The organism is Gaoshiqia sediminis (genome assembly GCF_025907915.1).
Lineage (GTDB): Bacteria > Bacteroidota > Bacteroidia > Bacteroidales > Prolixibacteraceae > Gaoshiqia > Gaoshiqia sediminis.
Genome location: NZ_JAPAAF010000007.1, coordinates 164,756 through 182,990, shown reverse-complemented (window position 1 = coordinate 182,990; position 18,235 = coordinate 164,756). Strand labels below are relative to the sequence as shown.

General features: G+C 46.9%; 14 protein-coding genes. 5 read left to right on the top strand and 9 right to left on the bottom strand.

Annotation, left to right across the window (positions count from 1 at the left end):
* Positions 1–691: 691 nt before the first annotated feature.
* The 4 genes from N2K84_RS07715 to N2K84_RS07700 all read right to left on the bottom strand — a co-directional run bounded on the left by N2K84_RS07715 (position 692) and on the right by N2K84_RS07700 (position 6,532).
* Positions 692–3,160: an alpha-ketoacid dehydrogenase subunit alpha/beta gene (locus tag N2K84_RS07715; protein WP_282591215.1), complete on the bottom strand. Its 2,469-nt coding sequence runs from the start codon at positions 3,158–3,160 to the stop codon at positions 692–694.
* A 120-nt stretch (positions 3,161–3,280) separates the two neighbouring features.
* A complete protein-coding gene (locus N2K84_RS07710) occupies positions 3,281–3,670 on the bottom strand; it encodes a four helix bundle protein (RefSeq protein WP_282591214.1) in 390 nt (129 codons plus the stop codon).
* Between the two features lie 105 nt (positions 3,671–3,775).
* On the bottom strand, positions 3,776–5,134 hold the full coding sequence (gene lpdA / locus N2K84_RS07705; RefSeq protein WP_282591213.1) for a dihydrolipoyl dehydrogenase: 1,359 nt from the start codon (positions 5,132–5,134) through the stop codon (positions 3,776–3,778).
* 84 nt (positions 5,135–5,218) lie between these two features.
* Positions 5,219–6,532, bottom strand: coding sequence for a dihydrolipoamide acetyltransferase family protein (locus N2K84_RS07700; protein WP_282591212.1), 1,314 nt, complete (start codon positions 6,530–6,532; stop codon positions 5,219–5,221).
* Between the two features lie 173 nt (positions 6,533–6,705).
* On the opposite strand from N2K84_RS07700, the gene N2K84_RS07695 reads away from it, so the two are divergent.
* Entirely contained in the window at positions 6,706–7,422 is a 717-nt protein-coding gene (locus N2K84_RS07695; protein ID WP_282591211.1) for a GntR family transcriptional regulator, read from the top strand.
* Between the two features lie 357 nt (positions 7,423–7,779).
* Positions 7,780–9,096 carry an aspartate kinase gene (locus tag N2K84_RS07690; protein ID WP_282591210.1) on the top strand — a complete coding sequence of 439 codons (1,317 nt, stop codon included), beginning with the start codon at positions 7,780–7,782 and terminating at the stop codon, positions 9,094–9,096.
* A 98-nt stretch (positions 9,097–9,194) separates the two neighbouring features.
* Here the strand turns inward: N2K84_RS07690 and N2K84_RS07685 are convergent, their stop codons facing one another.
* A complete protein-coding gene (locus N2K84_RS07685) occupies positions 9,195–9,440 on the bottom strand; it encodes a hypothetical protein (protein ID WP_282591209.1) in 246 nt (81 codons plus the stop codon).
* Between the two features lie 21 nt (positions 9,441–9,461).
* Between N2K84_RS07685 and N2K84_RS07680 the strand changes: the two genes are divergently transcribed.
* Positions 9,462–9,827 carry an RNA-binding regulator gene (locus N2K84_RS07680; protein ID WP_282591208.1) on the top strand — a complete coding sequence of 122 codons (366 nt, stop codon included), beginning with the start codon at positions 9,462–9,464 and terminating at the stop codon, positions 9,825–9,827.
* A gap of 13 nt (positions 9,828–9,840) precedes the next feature.
* Positions 9,841–10,038 (top strand): cold-shock protein, encoded by a 198-nt coding sequence (locus N2K84_RS07675; RefSeq protein ID WP_282591207.1) that lies wholly within the window; start codon positions 9,841–9,843, stop codon positions 10,036–10,038.
* A gap of 133 nt (positions 10,039–10,171) precedes the next feature.
* On the opposite strand, the gene N2K84_RS07670 is transcribed toward N2K84_RS07675, so the two are convergent.
* From N2K84_RS07670 to N2K84_RS07655, 4 genes are read right to left on the bottom strand one after another with little or no spacing between them, the layout of a single operon-like run.
* Complete coding sequence (locus N2K84_RS07670; protein WP_282591206.1) at positions 10,172–10,936, bottom strand: MBL fold metallo-hydrolase; 765 nt, start codon at positions 10,934–10,936, stop codon at positions 10,172–10,174.
* The gene (locus tag N2K84_RS07665) at positions 10,929–11,438 is read right to left on the bottom strand and encodes a shikimate kinase (RefSeq protein ID WP_282591205.1); all 510 of its coding nucleotides are present in this window, start codon (positions 11,436–11,438) and stop codon (positions 10,929–10,931) included. The genes N2K84_RS07670 and N2K84_RS07665 overlap by 8 nt, the downstream gene beginning before the upstream one ends.
* A complete protein-coding gene (locus N2K84_RS07660; RefSeq protein ID WP_282591204.1) occupies positions 11,439–14,063 on the bottom strand; it encodes a DNA gyrase/topoisomerase IV subunit A in 2,625 nt (874 codons plus the stop codon).
* A 24-nt stretch (positions 14,064–14,087) separates the two neighbouring features.
* Complete coding sequence (locus N2K84_RS07655) at positions 14,088–15,920, bottom strand: DNA topoisomerase IV subunit B (protein WP_282591203.1); 1,833 nt, start codon at positions 15,918–15,920, stop codon at positions 14,088–14,090.
* A 311-nt stretch (positions 15,921–16,231) separates the two neighbouring features.
* On the opposite strand from N2K84_RS07655, the gene N2K84_RS07650 reads away from it, so the two are divergent.
* Positions 16,232–18,223, top strand: coding sequence for a putative porin (locus N2K84_RS07650; protein WP_282591202.1), 1,992 nt, complete (start codon positions 16,232–16,234; stop codon positions 18,221–18,223).
* Positions 18,224–18,235: the final 12 nt, after the last annotated feature.

Sequence of the window (18,235 nt, the reverse complement as noted above, 5' to 3'; positions counted from 1 at the left end):
ATGTTCTGTTTGAGAATAATGATTTAACAGTATCGTAAGTTAATACATTACAGGCAAACGATTGTAAACTTAGGTGCAAATATTTTTAACAATGCACTGATTTTGTTAGGTAAGCCACCTGGAGTTCAGCCTCCGCTGGTTTGAGCGCAGCCGAAAACACAAGCTGTCTTCCACGGAATAGTCGTTGCACCGGTCGGAGCAATCGTTGCACGAGTTAAAGCTGACATTGTTTCACTGCAAGCTGACATTGTTTCAGTTGACGTATCCGTTGCACAACTTAGAGCAGTCATTGTACAACTTAGAGCAGTCATTGTTTGAATTTAAGGGGTTATTGCACGGGGTTGAGCGGTCATTGTTTCAATTGAAGTGGATGTTGTACCGGTCGAAGCAGTCGTTGCACGAGTTGGTTACATAAAATGAGTTATAAACTCAAGACAGCACCTCGTTACCGCTTCGCTCAAACGAGGGGCAGGCCCGAAGAAACCATCGTCACCAGACCGGATTTCCGTACAAATCGCCATCCTCTCTTTGTCGTTAAAAACGACAAGCAGCTTCCCCCTCGTCACCGCTCCGCTAAGACGAGGGGGAGTTGGGACGAGGGGCAGGCCGGTCATATTTAAACCGCGAAAGTCAGAAAAAAAGGCTGCCCGAACTAACGGACAGCCTTTGGGAAAAAACCCATCACCAAAAATTAAACTCCCAACTTGTTACGTCTGATTTGTTCCGGCTCGGTGAAATTGGTTTTCACCACGTGTCCTTTCAGCGGAACGATTTTTTCGTGGATGGCATCGACAATCCAGCCGGCCTGCGGGAAGAACGCTTCTTCGAGTTCGTAAGCAGGGGTAATCCAGTTGCGTGAGCCCACCACTACCGGCGGCGCGTCCAGTTCGTCAAAAGCCAGCTCGGTAATGTTCGAAGCCAGCTCGCGCATAAACGATCCGCGGGCCGAGGCATCGCCCGAAATCACCAAACGACCGGTCTTTTTCAACGATTCGATTACCGGCTCGTAGTTGAATGGCACCAGCGAACGGGCATCAATCACCTCGGCGCTCATGCCGTATTTTTCCTGCAAAATATCGGCAGCTTCCAAAGCGCGGTAGAGTGTTGCCCCAATGGTCAGGATGGTCACATCTTTCCCTTCGCGTTTCACATCCGGCTCACCAAACGGAATTTCGTAATAGCCTTCGGGCACTCCGCCTTTGTGGAACTGTTCGCCAATATCATAAATACGCTGACTCTCGAAGAAGATCACCGGGTCGGTCCCCTGCAGGGCGGCATTCATCAATCCTTTGGCATCGTATGGGGTAACCGGGAAAACAACTTTCAACCCGGGAATGTGGGCCGGCAATGCAGTCCAGTCCTGTGAGTGCTGCGCACCGTATTTTGATCCAACAGAAACGCGAATCACAACCGGCATTTTGATGACATTACCACTCATGGCCTGCCATTTTGGTAACTGGTTGAATACCTCATCACCGGCACGGCCCAGGAAGTCGCAATACATAATCTCGGGGATCACGCGTCCACCACACATGGCATAGCCAATGGCCGTTCCCACGATTGATGCCTCGGAAATCGGCGAGTTAAACAGACGATGGTACGGCAGGGCTTCCGTCAGTCCGCGGTACACGGCAAATGCGCCGCCCCAGTCCCGGTTTTCTTCACCGTAAGCAACCAAGGTTGGATCTTTATAGAAGCGGTCGATGATGGCTTCGAACAGACCATCGCGCAAACCATATTGCTTAATTTTCGAGAAAGGCTTTCCGTTTTCATCAAAGGCAAAGCGCTCTTTTGTTGCCAGTTGTTTCACGCGCGGGTTTTCTTCCATCGGGTGGTTCACATCCGGCTGGCGATCTTCCATTTTATCAACCGACTCGCCCGAGAACATCATTTCTCCGATTAATTCCGGGTATTTTTGAATATCCATCAATGGAGAAACTGCCGGATCAATGGCCAACTTCACACCCCAGGTAATCAGGTCGGTTGTATTTGATTTGATCGTTTCCAGTTCCGATTCGGTAACAACACCTGCTTTTACCAATTCGCTGCCGAACCAGATAATCGAATCATTTGCCTGCCAGGCTTCCACTTCTTCTTTTGAACGGTACGAAGAAGCATCCGAAGGCGAGTGGCCGCTGTAACGGTAAGTCAACACATCCAACAGAACAGGTCCGCGTTTCTCTTTTAAAATTTCGCGTTTGCGTTTGTAAGCATCAATAACCGCCAGCGGGTTGTAGCCGTCAACACGCTCGGCGTGCATCTGGTCGGCATTCAGCCCGGCGCCAATGCGGGCTGCCACTTTGTAGCCCATCGTTTCGCCGCAAGTCTGTCCGCCCATGCCGTACTGGTTGTTCATGATGTTGATGATCAGCGGCAGACCGCCTTGCATATCGCCTTCCCACAGATGATTGAACTGATCCATCGTGGCAAAAGCCAGGCCTTCCCAAACAGGGCCGCAAGCCATTGAGGCATCACCAATGTTGGCTACCACAATGCCGTCTTTCCGGTTTACTTTTTTGAAAAGGGCTGCACCCACGGCAATGTCGCCCGAACCACCCACGATGGCGTTGTTGGGGTACACTCCAAACGGCGTGAAGAAGGCATGCATCGATCCACCCAAACCGCGGTTGAAACCGGTTTCGCGGGCAAAAATCTCGGCCAGGGTTCCGTAAATCAAGAAACGGATGGCCAGTTCTTTCACCGAACCCTTGAAATTGGCTTTCACCGGAGCAAAGGTTTTTCCATCGAAGTGGTTTTCCATCACCTGCGTCAGTTGTTCATCGCTCAGTTTGTTGATGGCCGACAAGCCTTTGGCCAGGATTTCGCCGTGCGAACGGTGCGAACCGAAGATGAAGTCCTCAACACCCAACGTGTAGGCCATCCCCACTGCCGCGGCTTCCTGCCCGATCGACAAGTGGGCCGGTCCAGGGTGGTTATAGGCTATACCGTTGTATTCGCTCTTGATTTTAATCTCGTTCAGCATGGTTTCGAACTCGCGGATCACCACCATGTCGTGGTAAATACGAAGAAAATCTTCTTTCGAGAAATTAGCTTTCTCGTCTTCAATACTTTTGTTGTATTGGTTGACAGGAATTGGGTTGAAGGTCACTTCGCCAGCCTTCCTGACTTCTTGCGGATCAATAAATTGAATTTTTGGCATATCTTATTCGTTATTAAGTTTTTCTTTTCCTAATATTTTACCGTTAATTTCAACATTCGTGCTTCCAACAATAAGTTTCAAATTTCACAATCCAAATTTCAAGTGGAACAGCTGAAACAGCTATTTGAACTTTTTCCCTTTCAATTCGGATTCATGCAAATAGTCCATAAATCCACTGAGCATTTTACTGATTTCTATTGCCATTTCTGAAGCTTTTTTAAACTCTGCTTCCGAAATGTACCCATTATCCAGCGCTCTGTATAGTTGTGACCGGCATTCTCCACAAGACCCTTTTGAAATGGATAAAAATTGAATGAATTCTTTATTTCCATCCCGCTCATATCCTTCAGCAATATTATCCATAACAGAACCGGAAGATGACTTTATTTGACTTATCAGTTTGAAGTCCTTGCAAAACTCAGGATTCAAAGTAAAACCATGAATCATCTTGCATAACACGCGAGAGGACTGCCATACTTTCAAATCTTCAAACCGTTGTACTTTGCTCATATCCTTGGAATTTGAAACTTGGAACTTTGAACTTGAAACTTGAAACTTGGAACTTGAAACCTGGAACTTGAAACCTGGAACCTGGAACTTGAAACTTGGAATTACTTAAAACTGAAATATTGTCTCCTTTATAATTTCACTCACGGTTGGGTGCGGAAAGATGATTTCTTCGACATCCTGCACACGCAGTTGTGCTTCGATCAGGGCGCAGGCGCCCCAAATCATTTCGGAGCAGGCGCCGCCCACCAGGTGAACGCCCAGAATTTCCTTGTATTTCTTACCGACAATCACCTTGCAGAATCCGTCTTTGCCTTCGTTTTCGGCAATAAAACGTCCTGCATAAGCCATCGGCAGTTTGCGGGTTTCCACTTCAATTCCCTGTGCTTTGGCGGCAGATTCGGTGAGGCCAACCCCGGCAACTTCCGGATGGGTGTACACCACGCCCGGTATAGCATTGTAGCGCATCACATCCTTGCGCCCCAGCATGTGGTTCACAGCAACTTCACCTTCGCGGCTGGCCGTGTGGGCCAGTAGCGAAAATCCAGTGATATCGCCAGCTGCATACACATTCGGGATGTTGGTGCGGCAGTACTGGTCGATTTTAATTCCTTTGGGTGAAAACTCCACGCCAATATTTTCGAGGCCAATTCCCTGCACATTCGGGCGGCGGCCAACCGACAGCAAAACCTGTTCGCCGGTAACCGATTGCGTTTTTCCGTCTTTTTCAAAAATGACTTCCTTACCTTTCAGCTCAGTAACTTTGGCATTTAAGTGATATTCAATGCCCCGTTTGGTGAATTCCTTGCGAACAAAAGCGGCAATTTCTTCATCCACACCGGTCAGGATTTCGGGCAGCATTTCAATCACCGTCACCTTGGTGCCCATGGCATTGAAAAAATCGGCAAATTCACTTCCGATCACCCCACCGCCAATAACCACCAGGCTTTCGGGAACTTCTTTCAACTGAAGAATTTCGCGGTTGGTAAGCACCACCTCTTTGTCCAAACCCGGGATGGGCGGAACGGCAGCCTCCGAGCCCGTACAAATCAACAGGCGAGCGGCCTGGTAGTCTTTGCCTTCGGCTGTAATGGTAATCACATCGCCCCGCTTTTCTTTGATGACGGCTTCGGCCATCACCACTTCGGCATTGGCATGTTTCATTTTTGCTCCAACGCCAGAAACCAGCTTGCGCACCACTTTGTCTTTGCGGGCCATAATTTTTTTGAAGTCGAAACCAACGCCTTCAACCTTTACGCCATACTTTTCAGCCTCGTGTGCATATTCGAGCACCTTAGCCGAATTCAAAAGCGTTTTGGTCGGGATGCAGCCTTCATTCAGGCACACCCCTCCCAACGCTCTCTTGTCAAAGATGACCACGCTCAGTCCTTTTGCCCCGGCACGTTCGGCCGCGACATAACCGGCAGGGCCACCACCCATAATTGCTATATCGAATTTGTTACTCATTTCGTTTTAGATTGTTAGATTTTCGGATTGTTAGATTCTCAGACTTTCTTGTCCAGCAGTCTGAATATCTGAGAATCCCGCCATCTAAATTGTCAGGTTTTCAATTTGGTCTTTAATCTCTTTCAGGAAGAGCGTCGCTTCTCCGCCGTCCAATGCCTGGTGGTCGTAAGTAAGCGAAAGCCCCATCATGGGCACAAAACCGTAAACGCCGTCACCCAAATCCTTCGGACGCGGCACAATGGTACACACGCCCAGTATCGCGGTTTGCGGCAGGTTGATCACCGGGGTGAACATTTCCACACCGTAGTTGCCCAGGTTGGAAACCGTAAAGCTGGCAGCTTCGGGTTTCAGCAATTCGGGGTCAACATTTCCTTTGCGAGCTGCTCCGGCCACCGATGCCAGTTGCGACGACAGTCCTTCAATCGACAAATCATCGGCATTTTTCACAGCAGGCACCATCAAACCGCGCTCGGTATCTACCGCCAAACCGAGGTGCACTTTTTTGAACCAGCGCATGCTATCGCCAATAAAGTGTGTATTCACCTGCGGGAATTTTTTCAAAGCTTTAATAACTGCGAAACACACTAGGTCGTTGATGGTAATGTTTTGTGAAATTTCGCCAGCCTCCAGTTTCTTTTTGAACTGTTTGCGCAGCGCCATAATCTTACGGGCATCGGCGCTCATATGATGTGTCAGCTGGGCCGAGTTTTGCAGCGACTGGTGCATGGCTTTGGCAATCAACTTACGGATGTTCGATAATTTCTTCACTTCGAAATCGTCGCCGTAAACCGGATTGTAGCTGATCAGGTCGGCAGCACTGGCGCGGCCACCCAAACCGGTCGTTTCTTTAGCCGGAGCCAGGCTTTCGGATTTTGCCTTTTCCTGAGCCAGCGGCGTCATTTTTGGTAACGATTGAGCGGCATTTTCCACATCCTGTGCAATAATCCGCCCATGCGGGCCACTACCCTGGATTCGTTCAACAGGAACGCCCATTTTTTCAGCCATAACTTTTGCTCGTGGCGAAATCTTCACGTTGCCCTCCTGCCTTTCAACCAGAATAACTTCTTTCTTTTCAGGCGCTGCTTCAACGACGGCAGTTGTCGTTTCGGTACTGGCCGGGGCAACTTCTCCACCGGGACGAAACTCGTCGATAACCTCCCCTTTTTTTCCCAGAACCGCGACATTGGTCAACACGGGCACTTCATCGCCTGCCTCAAAAAACACGGCCAGCAATTCGCCGTCCTCTTTGGCTTCTTCTTCAAACGATGCTTTGTCGGTCTCATAGGAAAACAAGACTTCGCCTGCTTTCACTTCTTCGCCAACCTGCTTGTACCATTCGCCAATGATACAAGTCTCAACTGATTGCCCCTGACGGGGCATAATTACCGGTACAGCCATATAGTTTTATCTCACTTGTTAATACATTATTCAGATCGAGGAAAACCAAATTAATGATTATTAAAGGGAATTACTCGATTTTGGTTGTAAACTTACATTTTATAACTTGTATATACAAGTGGGAATTTAAAAATTAATTATTTTTCTTATTTTTGGTGAACATTTCAATACAGATGGCGGAAAAAAATAAAATACCACAATACAAGAAACTATACGAAATTCTGCGCAAACACATCTTATCGGGTGTTTACGAAGAGGGCAGCTTGCTTCCTTCTGAAAACGAGTTGAGCGCAGTGCACAATGTCACCCGCCCAACTGTTCGGCATGCACTGGAAGCATTGGTGCAGGACGGTTTTATCATGAAGAAACAAGGGAAGGGAAGTATTGTCCGGAAGCCGCCCCAAGATATTGGGATCCTCTCCATTTCGGGAACCTCAACAGCCATTGGAAGTCAATATCTGCAAACCCAAATCTTGCAAAAGCCACAGATAAAAGCCTGGCCGGAGCCGTTTCACTTCGACCTGTCTGACGCGGAAAAAGATTTTGGGTGCATCTACATGGAAAGGCTGCGCTTTGTGAACGGACAACCGGTTTTTTACGACATCAACCATATTCCGAACATTAACCTGCCCCGGTTTACCAGCCGGTCGTTCGAGAACAAATCGCTGTTTGAAATCTTGCGTACCCACTATCAGATTGAGATTAAAGGCGGCCAGCAAAAACTGAAAGCACTGAAAGCGGACGAAACAATCGGAAAACTGCTGAACATCAAAAAAGGAGACCCTGTTTTGTACATTGAGCGAAAACTGTTTACCAACCGCGAAGGGTTCAATATTTATTCGACCATTTACTTTAACTCGGAGAAACACGCGATTTACGGTAGTTTCTAAAAAAAGGTGGATGCCCGTGCAACCACCCCTAACTGCACATGAATCTCCTGAGAAGAGACTGGGCATCCACCGTTTTAATTCTATATACAAATAAATGACATTATTGAATGAAGGTCAAGGTTTTGTACAACACGAATTTTAAGCCTGCAAGCAATCTGGTGAATCAATTATCAAACCAGATCAAAACCATACCGACCTCACGCACTATCATTTAACGCCGCCAATCAGCAATCATATAAATTTTTATTCATTTCCGATGGATAATTATTCATTTCGCATGATTTTCTTTTAGAAATCAGATAAAATTTTTCATCTTTGTCCCTCGATTACAAACAGTTTAAAGAAATAAATCGCAACATGAAAGTTTTAAAGTTTGGAGGGACCTCCGTCGGAAGTATTGAGAACATGCATGCAGTCGTGAACCTGATTACCGATGGTGAAAAAAAACTGGTTGTGCTGTCGGCCATGTCGGGCACGACAAATGCACTGGTTGAAATTGCCGATTACCTGTATAAAAAAAATAAAGACGCCGCACGCGTACATATCAATAAGCTGGAAAAAACCTACGAAGAAGTGGTAAAATCGCTTCTGAAAAAGGCAGATACAAAAAAGGAAGGCGAAAAGGCTGTTAAAGCAGCCTTCGACACGATCAAATCATTTACATCGGGCGACTTCCACGAGGTTGGCGAAAAAACAATTTTAGCACAGGGTGAATTGATTTCGACAGCACTGTTCACACAGTTGATGCTCGAAAACGGATACAACACCAAACTGCTGCCGGCGCTCGATTTTATGCGCATCGACTCGGACAAAGCTGCCGACCTGAATGCCATTAAAAAACTGATTGCCCCCGTCCTGACCCAAACCGGCGATGCCGACTATTATATCACCCAAGGTTTTATATGCCGGAACGCCAATGGCGAAGTTGACAACCTGCAGCGCGGTGGTTCGGACTATACGGCATCGTTAATTGGAGCAGCCATTGATTCGGAAGAAATTGAGATCTGGACCGACATCGACGGGTTCCACAACAACGACCCGCGCTTTGTGACCAACACCAGGAAAATTGAACAACTCTCGTTTAACGAAGCTGCCGAGTTAGCTTATTTCGGGGCAAAAATCCTCCACCCGCAAACGGTATTGCCTGCAAAACTGCAAAACATTCCCGTCCGGTTGAAAAACACTATGAACCCGACAGACAGCGGCACATTGATCACCGCAGAATCAAGCGGTGGCGGCATTAAAGCTGTTGCAGCCAAGGATGGCATCACAGCCATTAAAGTTCGTTCATACCGAATGTTGATGGCTTACGGTTTCCTGAAAAACATATTCGAAATCTTCGAGTTTTTCAAAACCCCCATCGACATGATCTCGACCTCGGAAGTCGCTGTTTCATTATCGATCGACAACACCAAAAAGCTGGACGACATTTTGAAAGAACTGAAAGAATACGGCGAAGTTGAAGTGGACCAGGATCAATCCATCATCTGTATTGTAGGCGATATTATTGGCGACGAACATGGTTTTGCTGCCAAAGTATTCACTGCACTGGAAGGAATCCCGATTCGGATGATTTCCTACGGAGGCAGCCGTCACAATATTTCGGTGTTGGTACCTACCAGCCATAAAAAACAGACTTTACAAGCCTTGAGCGACAACCTGCTGAACAACTAAGGCACGTAAAAGGCCGAAAGTCAAAAAAAACCTGTTCAAGCAAAGATCTGGCAGGAATAAATTAGCAAAAAAGCCTTAAACAAGACGAATACAATTTATCAACCGGCCCCATCAGGTGAAACCACCAAAAGGGCCGGTTCTTTTTTTGATAGCCTTTCCCGATCAGGCAGAAAACTAACCCTAAAAAACCATGCAATTTTCAGTCGCCAACCTACCCTTCTATCCTGAAAAACAGCCATTTTATATCCATTTTGATAATTAGCCATCCAAAAAAGACAAATAATTGCTATATTTTTCAGTATTAATTTTTTTAGAATCAAAATTAGCCTACATTTGTCGCTCACACTTTTATTTTTTTATTGATTATGAACATTTTTGTAGGAAACCTCAATTACTCGATCACTGAAGATGATATCCGGGAAATTTTTGAGGAGTATGGTGAATTAAGCTCTGTAAAATTAATCTCAGACAAATTCACAGGAAAAAGTAAAGGCTTCGGCTTTGTTGAAATGGCTAATGACGATGAAGCGAAAAAAGCCATTGAAGAGTTAAACGGCGCCGAAGTTGAAGGAAGAAGCATGGTTGTAAACGAGTCTATCGAGAAAAAGAGAGACAACAACAACCGCAGACCTTCCGGTGGCGGCGGTGGTGGTTTCCGTGGCGGAAACACCCGTGGTGGCAATAGCGGAGGCTATGGCCGCAGAGACAACAATTTCAGATCAAACTACTAATACTAGCTTGATCATGAAAGGTACTGTAAAATGGTATGACGAAACCAAAGGTTTTGGATTTATCCTGACCGAAGAGAACAAAGACATTTTTGTCCACCGTTCAGGTTTAGTTAATGCCTTCGCTGGTCTCGAACCTGATGAGACCGTTGAATTTGAAGTTGGTCAAGGTAAAAAAGGACCAATTGCCACGAACGTAACAAAAGTAGATTAATTCGGAAATTGAGCAGAGGCCTTGGGCCAGCTCTTCAATTAAAGATATTTATCACTGTTTGTTCTTTTAAAAGCCCGGCTTCCGGGCTTTTTTTATGTTCCAAACTTCCAGCCTGATAGTATTTTCGATTTTTCTATACCCGAAACACCCCGGTTGGTGCATGTCTTGACGTCAGTTCTATCCGATATCGCTCAATCAGCGACTGAAAAGCTTCGATGGCTTTCTCCGGCGTATTGTTTTCGCCCGACAGATGGCTCAGGAAAATGGTCTGCAAATCAGCACCGGCATGTTCAGTAGCTAACCGAACAGCTTGGTTGTTGGACAAATGCCCGTGCGACGAAGCTACCCGCTCTTTTAAAACATAGGGGTAAGGTCCATTTCGGAGCATATCCTCATCGTAATTACTTTCCAGAAAAACGGCATGGCATAATGAAAAATGGTTCTTTACCTGTTCGCAAGGCTCGCCAATATCCGTCATGACCCCAATCTGCTTACCCGAATACCCAATACGGAAAGAACAAGCGTCCACCGCATCATGCTGCTTGGAGAAAGGAAAAACTTCAAATCCACCCAGTTGAAACGGCTGATCAGGATCGAACCACATCACCTGCTCAGGTTGCTTTGCACGGCCCATCCCCAGAAAGGTTTTTTTAGTCAGATAAACCGGCACCTGCAGGCGCTTACTCAAGACACGCGCCCCACGACAATGGTCGCTGTGCTCATGAGTGATGAGAATCGCTTTGATCTTGGCAGGATCCAATCCACAGTGCGCCAACCGCAACTGCAACTGCCGGGCCGACAGCCCTGCATCCACAAGCAGGGCTTCATGTTCATTGCCGATGTAATAGCAATTTCCGTTACTCCCCGAAGCCAGGGCACATATTTCAAGTTTAACCATGTTCAAATTCAATTCGGACCAGAATTTCTTCAGGCGTAATATTTGTTCCGGAAACAATATAACTTGCCCGTTCGTAATACGGACGGCGCTTTTCCATCATCTTATCGATGAAATCCATCAGCTCATCGGGCGATTTTCCCTTAATTAGCGGGCGCTCCGTTTTTGATTCCATTAGTCGACTGGCCAGCTCTTCAGAATCAACATCCAGAAAGACACAGTAGCCCGTGCGGTTCATCACATCCATATTATCGAAGAAACAGGGAGCACCACCTCCGGTAGCAACCACCACATCTTCGAATTCGGAAACTTCATGCAGGCAGGCCTGTTCCTTCAACCGGAAAGCAGCTTCCCCTTCCTCCTCAAATATCTGCGGAATGGTTTTGAAATACTTCTTCTCCAGGTACTTATCCAAATCCAGAAAGGAAAAACGCAATTTTGAGGCAAGCTCCCGGCCCAGGGTGGTTTTCCCGGAGCCCATATAGCCAATCAGGTAAATTCTCATCTAAAACAACGACATTTGGTTTGTATCTTCTTGATCATCCGGACGGTTCACTTCAAAAGGAATATCTTCGGTATCCAGTTCTGCCACTTCTTCCTCCACCTCCGGTTTGTCATCTTCATCCCTAATAACAGGTTCGAGTTCTTTTATGTTTTCCACCTCGTAGTTGGTTAACCGCTTTCCACGGGCTTTGTACGATTTCACACCAATAAATTCGGAAACCTCGATGATCTCATTTTCGCGCTGGGCATTTTTCCCGCCAAATTCAATTTCGAGCCGTGGATAGCGCACCCAGGTAATGCTGACCAGCTTATTGCCCGGGTTTTCGCCAATAAAACTAATCCGTTTGCCTGTAATCTCATCAATTTCAAATCGTTTCACGTAATACAACGCCTGTTCGGCATCGTAATAAACTACCGAAAGCACTTTAGACGGATCGTACTTTTCGATGCCGAGTATATCGGGGTCGAAATGGTTGGAAAGATCAAAGTTGTACAACTGGTATTCGCCGTTTTTGTACAGCACCAGAATTTGGTCATCGCCCTGGAACTCGCCCAGGAACTTGCCCCGGCCATCCGAGTTCAGGCGTAACACATCCTGATCGAACCAGATTTTTCGTCCACCCAGCGTAGAGATGCCTTTTTCTTTCAGCACAATTTTGTGCACTTCGTACTTGGTCAGGATATTGCCCATGGCGCCGCGCCCCTTGATGGCCAGGTCGCCAAAATCAACCTCAAACATCATTCGCTTCAGGCGGGCTTTGGGCTTTAAGGTTACGCGCAACACTTCGGCTTCGCCGTTAGGATTTTCGCTGAAATACCAAATGCGCGATCCGACCGTTCCGCGTGTGAGGTCGTATTCCTTGTCACGGGTAACACCGGTAACTGCAAAACGTTTCATGTAGAAATGGCCTAGCTTTCCATCGCGGTAAACCACGTTGTAAATAGTCCGTTTGTCGTTCTTTTTGAAAACGGCCAGATGCTGGATATTTTTACCGATAAAAGCTTTCTCGGACACTTTGGTGATAAAATACGTGCCATCTTTCCGGAAAACGATGACATCGTCAATATCCGAGCAATCGCAAACGTATTCGGCTTTTTTCAGGCTGGTGCCCATGAAACCTTCTTCGCGGTCGATGTATAGTTTTTCGTTGGCCACCACGACCTTGGAGGCAACTATATTTTCAAAATTCCGCAGTTCGGTTTTCCGTTCCTTTCCTTTCCCGTACTTGGTTCTGATCCGTTCAAAATACTCAATGGTGTACGGAATGATGTGTTCTATATTGTAATCAATTTGCTTGATTTCCTCTTCGATGGAACGGATATGATCATTTGCTTTGTCGGTATTAAACTTCAGGATGCGAGCCATACGAATTTCCATCAACTTCAAAATATCCTCGCGGGTAACTTCACGGATGAAATCCGGCTTCCACGGCTCCAACCGACTGTCGATGTGCGCGATGGCCTCGTCCATGTTTTCGGCCTCCTCAAACTCCTTATCTTTGTAAATCCGCTCTTCGATAAATATTTTTTCGAGCGATGCGAAATGCAACGCTTCCTGCAACTCACCTTTTCGGATCTCCAATTCAAGCTTCAGCAGGTAAACTGTCTGCGTGGTATTTCGCTTCAGGATATCGCTTACCCCGAGGAACAACGGTTTGTCATTTTCAATGATGCATGAGTTCGGCGAAATAGACACCTCGCAATCGGTGAAAGCATACAACGCATCGATGGTTTTGTCGGACGAAACGCCGGGGGCCAGGTGCACCAGAATTTCCACCTTATCCGAAGTATTGTCATCAATCCGTTTTACTTTGATTTTGTTCTTCTCGTTGGCCTTGATGATCGATTCGATCAGTGTGGTGGTAGTTTTGCTGAACGGCAATTCGGTAATTACCAGCGTTTTGTTGTCCTGCTTTTCAATTTTCGCCCGCACTTTTACAACACCGCCACGCAACCCGTCGTTGTATTTCGACACGTCCACCGATCCGCCGGTAGGAAAATCCGGGAAAAGCTCAAACTCCTCACCCTTTAAATAAGCGACGGATGCATCAATCAATTCGATAAAATTATGCGGAAGGATTTTAGACGCCAACCCGACTGCAATCCCCTCAACGCCCTGCGCCAGCAACAGCGGAAATTTTACCGGCAGGGTGATCGGTTCTTTATTTCGTCCGTCGTATGACAGTTTCCATTGGGTGGTTTTGGGGTTGAAAACCACATCCAGCGCTAACTTCGACAACCGGGCCTCAATGTAACGCGGCGCTGCCGAACCGTCGCCGGTCAGGATATTCCCCCAGTTTCCCTGCATGTCAATGAGCAAGTCTTTTTGTCCCAGTTGTACCAACGCATCGCCGATGGATGCATCACCGTGCGGATGATACTGCATGGTTTGACCGATAATGTTGGCCACTTTGTTGTAACGGCCGTCATCCATCTCTTTCATGGCATGCAAAATACGGCGCTGAACTGGTTTCAACCCGTCGTTAACATACGGTACGGCACGTTCAAGGATGACGTACGATGCATAGTCGAGAAACCAATTTTGATACATCCCCGATAGGTAGGTGATGTTATCCTTATTTTCTTCAGATCCCTTTTGGTCTGTTCTGATATCCTCTTCGCTCACAACTTTTCAATTTGGCATTGTTTATTACACATCATCCTTCTCCACGTACAGGTTTTCGATGATGAAATCCTGACGCTCAGGGGTGTTTTTTCCCATATAAAATTCCAGCATTTGCGAAACTGATTCGTGCTTTTTCATTAGCACCGGTTCCAGCCGGATATCGGGGCCGATAAAGTTTTTAAACTCGTCCGGCGAAATTTCTCCCAGCCCTTTAAATCGTGTGATCTCGGCCGTCTTTCCAAGTTCGCTGATCGCCGACACGCGTTCCTCATCGGTATAACAGTAATGCGTTTTCTTTTTATTCCGCACCCGGAACAGCGGGGTTTGCAAAATATACAAATGGCCTTTCCGCACCAATTCGGGAAAAAACTGTAAAAAGAAAGTGATCAGCAACAAGCGGATGTGCATCCCGTCCACGTCGGCATCGGTAGCAATAATAACCTTGTTGTAGCGCAGGTCGTCCATGCTGTCTTCGATATTCAGCGCCGCCTGCAGCAGGTTGAACTCTTCGTTTTCGTAAACCACCTTTTTAGTCAGCCCATAGGTGTTCAGCGGTTTTCCTTTCAAACTGAAAACGGCTTGGGTGTTCACATCTCGCGACTTGGTAATAGAACCACTGGCCGAGTCCCCCTCGGTGATGAAAATGCTCGACTCTGCTTTTCGCTCGGCACTGCTGTTGTAATGTACCCGGCAATCGCGCAGTTTTCGGTTGTGCAGGTTGGCTTTTTTTGCCCGTTGTTTGGCCAGCTTCTTGATGCCCGAAATGGCTTTTCGCTCGCGCTCCGACTCCTGGATGCGGCGCAACAAAACTTCGGCAACATCCTGGTTTTTATGCAGGTAATTATCCAGTTCCTTTTGTATGAAGTTAACCACATGGTTGCGCACACTCGGCCCATCGGGGCCAATATCGCGCGAACCCAGCTTGGTTTTTGTCTGCGATTCGAAAACCGGCTCCTCCACTTTGATACTAATGGCCGCAATGATTGACGCCCGGATATCAGATGGGTCAAAATCTTTTTTGTAGAAATCGCGGATGGTTTTCACAATGGCCTCACGGAAAGCTACCAGGTGTGTCCCCCCTTGCGTGGTATGCTGCCCGTTCACAAACGAATAATAATCTTCGCCGTATTGGTTGCCGTGCGTAATGGCAGCTTCAATATCTTCACCTTTCAGGTGGATAACAGGGTAAAGCGGCTCCGTGTCCATGTATTCTTCCAACAGGTCGCGCAATCCGTTTTTCGATTGGTAACGTTCGCCGTTGCAATAAATGACCAGGCCGGCATTCAGGAACGAGTAATTCTTCATCATGTTCTCCACATAATCGCTGCGGAACCGGTAATTCCTGAAAATATCGGCATCGGGAACAAAGCTCACTTCGGTGCCGTTAGGCTGGTCGCTGGTAACAATCTCTTTTTCGTCCAACACATTCCCCTGCGAAAAAATGATCTCTTTGACCTGACCTTCACGGTAAGCCTTGATATTGAAAGTAGTTGATAAAGCGTTCACGGCCTTGATCCCGACCCCGTTCAACCCAACCGATTTTTTAAACACTTCGGAATCGTATTTTGCCCCGGTGTTCATTTTTGATGCTGCATCTTTCAGCTTTCCAAGCGGGATGCCACGCCCGTAGTCGCGAATGCTGACCAGCTCGTTCGAGACTTTTACATCAATTTTTTTCCCGAACCCCATCATGAACTCATCCACCGAGTTGTCCATGACCTCCTTCAGCAAAACATAAATACCATCGTCGCTGGCCGTACCGTCGCCCAGTTTACCAATGTACATACCCGGACGTTTGCGGATATGTTCCTGCCAATCGAGGGTTTTTATGGAACTTTCATCGTAATTTGGAGTCATACTTTTCTAGAAATTTGGCACAAATATAAAGAAAACAAAAGTGCCTTAAAATTAAACAGTGCTGCCAAAAACTAACTGTGTGGCATTAAAAACTTACCAACAGAATTGCAAAAGTTACTACCGGCGCAAAACACACCACTTTGCTGATCCGGCATTCTATCGCTCCTTCAGCAGGAGATCATTGGAGCTGGCTTTCAATTATACTACCTTTAGCCGAGCCCAAAAACCCGACCAGACATTTTTCTTTTGTTAAAGATTTTTAAGAGGCAAATATCAGGGTGGCTGCCAGTTTTAACTATCTTTGCCCCGGCATGATCCGAAAAATATATAGCACCATATTGATCCTACTGTTGTCCTGTTCCCTGGGTTTGGCCCAGCGGGAGCTGCAAACATTTGGCAGCGGAGGTACCACCTATAACGGTGAAGAAATTGAAGATCCTGAGTTACAAGAGGAAGACGAGCACGGCCACGACCACGAACCCAAGAAAAACATCCCGTCAATTATCCGTACCTGGGAAGTAACCAACTACGGGGCCAACCTGGAAACGGCCGAACTGGATACGAGCCTGAATTTTTTCCACGTTTATAATCCGATTTTCAAGCGCAGCATCAGCAACGGCTTCACCGGAAACGTGGGCAGCGCTTATTTGTCAAACGATTTTTTCAGCCGCAAGCCAGCCTCCGACTTCTATTTTTTCCGGTCGTACGATGCTTATCTGCGTTTGCCCGAATCAGTGAGGTACTTCAACACCACCACACCATACACGATGCTGGATTACAGCCAAAGCGAAAACAGGAATACACGCAACGAAACACGGTTCAACGTTTTTCATAGCCAAAACGTGAACCCTAAATTCAACTTTGCCTTTTTATACGACCAAACCAAAGCCACCGGCCATTACCAACATCAGGAAAACAAGTTCCACAATATCGGATTTATTTCCAGTTATATTACTGACCAGTACCGCTCTCACTTCAACCTGATCTTTAACCGGTACCAAAGCCAGGAAAACGGAGGACTGCAACCCGGACAGGATCTAAACGAATACAAAGAAACGGAAACCTACCTGGTGAACATGCTGAATGCGAATTCGGAAATCAGCAACAATACGCTTTCCTTTTCCAATGAATACCGGCTTGGGAAAAGAGAAGAAAAAGAGACGGAAGAAGGTGAAATTTACGAAAGCTTCCGGCCGATCACCGGGTTCATTCACCAACTGGAATACTCGGGAAATGAACGCACCTACACGGATACCGATGCCAACCTGGACCTTTATCCCCAAACGTACCGCGACAGCACAGCTACCAATGACACGGTTGCCTACAACCGGTTTACCAACATTTTTCAGCTGAAGTTTTATGAATCGCCCGATCGCAAATACACCTTCAGCAAACGGGCCTTTATCGGCAACGACCTGATTGGCATAAAACTGCCGGATACGGACAGCTTGTACCTTACAAAAACCAATTACCACAACACCTATGTCGGTGGAGGAATTTCCCGCGACGAAGGCCAGTTTTGGAAGTGGAACGCTCAGGGGAAAATTTACATTACCGGCTTCCGATCAGGACAGACCGAACTAAGCGCTTACATTTACAAGCCACTCCGAATTGGGAAAGATACCACCAGCCTGTACGTTGCCGGCGAACTAAATACGATTGTTCCGGATTTTTTCCTCCAGGAATTCCGTTCGAACCATTACCAGTGGAAAAACCGTTTCGACAATACCAACGAAATGATTATCCGCTCGCGCATCCATTCGCAGCAAAACAAGCTTACCCTGGGGATGAATTATTCGCTGATCAGCAACTATATCTACAACGATCAAAACGCTTTGCCCAACCAAGGAGGTCGCGAGATACTGGTTTTGGCTGCCTATGCCAACAAAGATCTTGAGTCGAAACACTGGTTGTTGCGGGCACAAGTACTTTGGCAAAAAAGCAGCGAAGAAAATTACCTGCACCTGCCCCAACTAACCGGCTACTTAAGTTTGAACTACAAAACGGTCGTTTCAAAAGTACTTTATACAAACCTGGGGGTTGACGTAAGGTACCACACCGAATACTTCGCCGATGCCTATGACCCGGCCACCGGCAGGTTCTTTTGGCAAAATCAACAAAAAATTGGTAACTTCCCCTTCGTTGACTTGCATGCCAATTTAAAGCTCAAACGTACGCGGGCCTTCCTGCAATGGATGAATGCGGCTGCCGGCCTGCTTGACGGTAATTTCTGGGCTGCCCCCAATTACCCGATGTACCGCAGGACTTTCCGCCTTGGCATTGCCTGGTCATTTTACGATTAGACATGCCAAAGC